We start from the raw sequence: 7386 nt of genomic DNA on the forward strand, positions 1-7386 counted from the left end.
TCTGGCAGTTTGTGACTGAAATTGATGGTGCAGCTGCGGATGATCAATTTGGTTATTCGGTGGCGTTAAGTGGTGATGGTAGAACCTTAAGCGCTGGTGCAGTAAATAGTGATACGGTCAATGGCACGGATAGTGGTCGTGTGAGTACGTATCGCTTAGATTTTGCAGGACGGGTCTTAAACTTCACTGAAAATGATAGCGCAACGGTGATCGATAGCACCTTGGCGATCAACGATGGTGATGATACCCAGATTCAATCTGCGACGGTGACGATTAATAGCAATTATGCTAATGGTGAAGATGTTTTAAGTTTTACATCAGTAGGCAATATCACAGGATCATTTAATGCAGGTACTGGTGTATTATCATTAAGTGGCGCAGATACATTAGCCAATTATGAGTTGGCATTGCGCTCAGTCAAATATCAAAATACCTCTGAGGCACCGTCTGTGTTAGCGCGTGGTATTACCTTTACGGTATTTGATGGCAATGATAATTCCAATGTGATTAATGCAGTGGTTAATGTGACCTCAGTGCCTGATGTTCCGGCATTAACCGGAGGTGTGACGATTGCATATACTGAAAATGATGCCGCAAAAGTCATTGATAACACTTTGGCAATTAGTGATATAGATGATACGCATCTTGAGCGGGCAACCATTACCATCAATAATAACTTTACGATGGCTGAAGATATTTTAGGCTTTACCGATACAGCGACGATTAAAGGATCTTATAACATTATCAGTGGTGTGTTGACCTTGGTGGGGCATGATACTTTGGCAAATTATCAAGCGGCTTTGCGTAGTGTCACGTATCAAAACACGTCAGATACGCCAAATACTGCCGCACGGACAATTAGCTTTGTGGTCAATGATGGTGATGTTGATTCTGTGAGTGTAGACAGTACGATTAATCTAAGTGCAGTTGCTGATGCGCCTGTTTTTGTGAATAAAGACATTACAGTGAGTGAGCTTAACACCTTTGTTGCTTCAGATGCAGCAGTAGCTGATTTCTTTGGTTCAGCGGTTGCGATGTCAGGTAATGTGGTGGCAATTGGTGCTGAGTTTGAGGATAGTGGTGCATTAAGTACAAATGGTGCAGTGTATGTTTATCGTTTTGATGGCAGCAACTGGATTGAAACGAAACTGCTTGCCAGTGATGCGACCAGTAATGCGCAATTTGGTGCGCAGGTAGCATTGGATGGCGATATGCTATTTGTTTCTGCACAACGTGATAATGGCAATAGAGGTGCGGTATATATCTTTAAATATGATGGCAGCAACTGGATTGAAACACAAAAGATTGTGCCTGTTGATATCGCTGCTAGTGATGAGTTTGGTATTAGCCTTGCCCAGTCTGGCAATACGCTGGTGGTAGGCTCATTTGGAGATGATGATAATGGCAGTAGTTCTGGTTCAGCTTATGTATATCGCTATGATGGTCAAACGTGGACACTTGAGCAGAAATTAAATGCCAGTGATGGTGCAGCAAATAACCGCTTTGGTTCTAGTGTTGCTATCAGTGATAACGCCATTGCAATATCAGCAAGTGTTGGGTTAACCAAGACAGGTCTTGTTTATGTTTACCGCTTTAATGACACGACGGATATGTGGGATGAGGAGCAAAAAATCAGTGTTGGTGATGTTACTCAAACCAGTAATATAAACTATAACATCGCCATGGATAAAGATGTGATTGTGCTTGGTAGTGGTGATGCAAGTATAGCGGCATCTGGTGGAGAGGGTGCGGTTTATATTTATCGGTTTAACGGTGTTAGCTGGGCACAGGAAGTCATGCTGACTGCCCAAACTCTAGTTGCGAATGGTAATTTTGGATTTTCTGTTGCGATAGAAGGTGAAACAGTGATTGCGTCACACAGAAACACCCCTACAGAGGCATTGGTTTATCGCTATTTGGAAGGCAGTTGGCAGCTATTAGAGAGCTTCAAAGGAAGTGATACACTCGATAATGATGGTTTTGGCGGTAGTTACGGTACTATTGTGATTGACAATGATCGAGTATTAGTTGGTAACTCAGCTAAAGATGTCTCAGGCTTAAGCAGCGCTGGTAAGGCTTACTTGTTTGATCTACCTGCTAATAGCAATTTAGGCACTCTTGCCGCAATTACGGTAACTGAAGGCGATCCAGCGTATAATATTGCGACCTTAACAAACGCCTTTGTTGTGATAGATGTTGATACGGCAAACTTTAATGGTGGTAATTTAACATTAGTAAATACCAGCAATAGTGAGGATCATTTTAGCATTGAGAATCAGGGCACGGGAACTGATCAAATCGGTGTCAGCGGTACGGATGTCAGTTTTGAAGGGAATATTATTGGTAGCATTGTGAGTAATGGTAGTGCAGGGAATAATCTGGTGGTTAATTTTACGAGTGTTAATGCCACAGATGCTGCGGTGAGAGCATTGGTTAAAGCGATTCAATATACTAACTCATCCATAACTCCAGCAGCACAGCGGACGATTGCGATGACAGTCAATGATGGTGATGGCGCGACAAGTAGTGCGTTAACACAAGAGATTAATGTAACAGGTGTGAGTATTGCGCCTGTTGTTGTGGCTGGTGGCACGTTAAATTATACCGAGAATGATGCAGCCAGTGTGATTGATGGTGCAATTACGGTGAGCGACGCTGATGATACCAACCTTGAAAGTGCAACCATTTCAATTACGGGTAACTTTGCGACAGGACAAGATGTGCTTGGATTTACAAATACGGCGAATATCACAGGAAGCTTTAATGCAGGAACTGGGGTGTTAACCCTAACAGGTACTGACACGCTTGCCAACTATGAGGCGGCATTACGCAGTGTGACGTATCAAAACACGTCTGATAATCCAAGCACCTTAGCACGAACAATTAGCTTTGTCGTTAATGATGGAGATGTTGACTCAAGTGCGGTGACAAGTACGATTAATGTGACAGCAGTGAATGATGCACCTGTTGTGGTGGCAGGAGGTACGTTAAGCTATACCGAGAATGACTCTGCCAGTGCCATTGATGGTGCGATTACCGTGAATGATGCGGATGATACCAATATCGAAAGCGCAACCATTACTATTAGCAATAACTATATCAATGGTGAGGATATCTTAGCATTTGCAGATACTGCTAATATCACGGGAAGCTTTAATGCAGGAACTGGTGTATTAACCTTAACAGGTAGTGATACAGTCGCTAATTATCAGGCAGCATTACGTAGTGTGACCTATCAAAACACGTCTGATAATCCAAGTACCTTAGCACGTACCGTGAGCTTTGTCGTGAATGATGGCGATGTCAACTCAAGTGCGGTCACCAGTACGATTAATGTGACCGCAGTGAATGACGCACCGGTTGTCGTGGCAGGCGGTGCGGTAAGTTATACGGAACAGTCACCAGGTGTGGTCATTAATGGTTCGATTACCGTCAATGATGTTGATGATACTAATGTTGAAAGTGCAACGATTTCAATTACGGGTAACTTTGCCGCAGGGCAGGATGTTTTAGAGTTTACGGATACAGCCAATATTAGCGGTAACTTTAACGCAGGTACTGGAGTCATGACCTTAACAGGTAGTGATACAGTCGCTAATTATCAAGCAGCGTTGCGTAGTGTGCTTTATTACAACACCTCAAATAATCCAAGCACATTAGCACGTACGGTGAGCTTTGTTGTTAATGATGGTGATGTCAATTCAACTGCAGCGACAAGCACAATTAATGTCAATGCAGTGAACAACCTTCCTGTTATAACAGCGGGTGGAACATTAAACTATACGGAAAATGATGCAGCCAGTGTCATTGATGGCACCATTACTGTGAGCGATGAGGATGATACCCATATTGAAGAAGCAACGGTTACAATAACGGCTAACTATGTTAATGGTGAGGATGTATTAGCGTTTGTTGATACGGCAAATATCACCGGAAGCTTTAATGCCAGTACGGGTGAGCTTACTTTAAGTGGTAGTGATACGCTTGCCAACTATGAGGCAGCGTTGCGTAGTGTGACGTATCAAAACACGTCTGATAATCCAAACACCTTAGCACGTACGGTGAGCTTTGTTGTTAATGATGGTGGTAGTAACTCAGTAGCGGTTACAAGTACGATTAATATCACCGCGGTGAATGATGCACCGATTGTGGTGGCAGGAGGTACGTTAAACTATACTGAGAACGCCTCTGCCAGTGCCATTGATGTGGCGCTTACTGTGAATGATGCGGATGATACCAATATTGAAAGCGCAAGTGTTACGATTAGCAATAACTATGTTAATGGTGAGGATATCTTAGCATTTGCGAATACTGCTAATATCACGGGAAGCTTTAATGCAGGAACTGGTGTGTTAACCCTAACAGGTACTGACACGCTTGCCAATTATCAAGCGGCATTACGCAGTGTGACCTATCAAAATACTTCTGATAACCCAAGTACCTTAGCACGTACCGTGAGCTTTGTTGTTAATGATGGCGATGTCAACTCAAGTGCGGTGACAAGTACCATTAATGTGACCGCAGTGAATGATGCTGCTGTGGTTACCGCAGGTGCGGTCTTAAGTTATACCGAAAACGATAGTGCCACAGTGATTGATAATACCATTACCATCAATGATGTTGATGATACCAACCTTGAAAGTGCAACCATTTCAATTACGGGTAACTTTGCGACAGGACAAGATGTGCTTGGATTTGCAAATACGGCGAATATCACAGGAAGCTTTAATGCAGGAACTGGGGTATTAACCCTAACAGGTACTGACACGCTTGCCAACTATCAGGCAGCATTACGCAGTGTGACGTATCAAAACACGTCTGATAATCCAAGCACCTTAGCACGAACAATTAGCTTTGTCGTTAATGATGGAGATGTTGACTCAAGTGCGGTGACAAGTACGATTAATATCACCGCGGTGAATGACGCACCGATTGTGGTGGCAGGTGGCACATTAAGCTATACCGAGAATGACTCTGCCAGTGCCATTGATGGTGCGATTACCGTGAATGATGCGGATGATACCAATATCGAAAGCGCAACCATTACCATTAGCAATAACTATGTTAATGGTGAGGATATCTTAGCATTTGCAGATACTGCTAATATTACGGGAAGCTTTAATGCAGGAACTGGTGTGTTAACCTTAACAGGTAGTGATACAGTCGCTAATTATCAGGCAGCATTACGTAGTGTGACCTATCAAAACACGTCTGATAATCCAAGTACCTTAGCGCGTACTGTGAGCTTTGTTGTTAGTGATGGAGATGTTGACTCAAGTGCGGTGACAAGTACGATTAATGTGACAGCAGTGAATGACGCACCGGTTGTCGTGGCAGGTGGTGCGATAAGTTATACGGAACAGTCACCAGGAGTGGTCATTAATGGTTCGATTACCGTTAATGATGTTGATGATACTAATATTGAAAGTGCAACGATTTCAATTACGGGTAACTTTGCCGCAGGGCAGGATGTTTTAGAGTTTACGGATACAGCCAATATTACTGGCAGCTTTAACGCAGGTACTGGAGTCATGACCTTAACAGGTAGTGATACAGTCGCTAATTATCAAGCAGCGTTGCGTAGTGTGCTTTATTACAACACCTCAAATAATCCAAGCACATTAGCACGTACGGTGAGCTTTGTTGTTAATGATGGTGATGTCAATTCAACTGCAGCGACAAGCACAATTAATGTCAATGCAGTGAACAACCTTCCTGTTATAACAGCGGGTGGAACATTAAACTATACGGAAAATGATGCAGCCAGTGTCATTGATGGCACCGTTACCGTGAGTGATGACGATGATACTCATATTGAGGAAGCAACGGTTACAATAACGGCTAACTATGTTAATGGTGAGGATATCTTAGCGTTTGTTGATACGGCAAATATCAGCGGCAGCTTTAATGCCAGTACGGGTGAGCTTACTTTAAGTGGTAGTGATACGCTTGCCAACTATGAGGCAGCGTTGCGTAGTGTGACGTATCAAAACACGTCTGATAATCCAAGTACCTTAGCGCGTACGGTGAGCTTTGTTGTTAATGATGGTGGTAGTAACTCAGTAGCGGTTACAAGTACGATTAATATCACCGCGGTGAATGATGCACCGGTTGTGGTGGCAGGTGGTACGTTAAACTATACTGAAAACGCCTCTGCCAGTGTCATTGATGCGGCACTTACTGTGAATGATGCAGATGATACCAATATCGAAAGCGCAACCATTACCATTAGCAATAATTATGTTAATGGTGAGGATATCTTAGCATTTGCGAATACTGCTAATATCACGGGAAGCTTTAATGCAGGAACTGGTGTGTTAACCCTAACAGGTACTGACACGCTTGCCAACTATCAAGCGGCTTTACGCAGTGTGACCTATCAAAACACGTCTGATAATCCAAGTACCTTAGCACGTACCGTGAGCTTTGTTGTTAATGATGGCGATGTGAACTCAAGTGCGGTGACAAGTACGATTAATATTACCGCGGTGAATGATGCACCAGTTATGGTAGCAGGTGGCACGTTAAATTACACAGAAAACGCGCCAGCGAGTGTGATAGACACTAGTATTAGTATTAATGATGTTGACGATACCCATATTCAAAGCGCAAGTGTTAGCATGATTGGTAATTATGTTAATGGTGAAGACATCTTAGCATTTGCGAATACTGCTAATATTACCGGTAGCTTTAATGCTGCCAGCGGTGTATTAACCTTAAGTGGTAGTGATACGATCGCTAATTATCAGGCAGCATTGCGTAGTGTGACCTATCAAAATACTTCAGATAACCCAAGTACGCTGTCAAGAACCGTTAGATGGTTAGTGAATGATGGCGATGCCAATTCAAATCTTGTCACCAGCACCATTAATGTGACTGCGGTGAATGATGTTCCCGTTTTATCTGCTGGAGGAGTATTAAGCTATAGTGAAAACGACCCAGCAACAGTGATTGATGGATTACTGAGCATGTCTGATGTTGATGACACAAATATTGAAGGTGCAACAGTGACGATTAGTAATAACTATGTCAATGGTGAGGATATCTTAGCATTTGCAAATACCGCAAATATCAGCGGAAGCTTTAATGCAACAACAGGTGTGTTGACCTTAACAGGCAGTGACACGGTCGCTAATTATCAAGCGGCGTTAAGATCAGTTACTTATCAGAATTTATCATCTAATCCAAGCACATTATCACGCACGATTAGCTGGACGACAAATGACGGTGATGGAAATTCAAATATAGCGACCAGTACCGTGAATTTAGGTGCGATTAATAATGCGCCCATTGTAAATGCTGGCGGTGTTGTTAATTATATTGAAAATGCCAGTGCCATTGTTATTGATAATGGTATTACGTTATCTGATGCAGATGATACGCATG

Annotated in this window: 1 protein-coding gene; it reads left to right on the plus strand. The window is 42.9% G+C overall.

Annotated features, from left to right (window positions below; all coding sequences use genetic code 11):
- Positions 1-7386 (plus strand): FG-GAP repeat protein (locus DNJ75_RS13770; RefSeq protein WP_117004022.1); only part of this gene is annotated, 7386 nt, incomplete at both ends.

The organism is Cysteiniphilum litorale (genome assembly GCF_003428165.1).
Lineage (GTDB): Bacteria > Pseudomonadota > Gammaproteobacteria > Francisellales > Francisellaceae > Caedibacter > Caedibacter litoralis.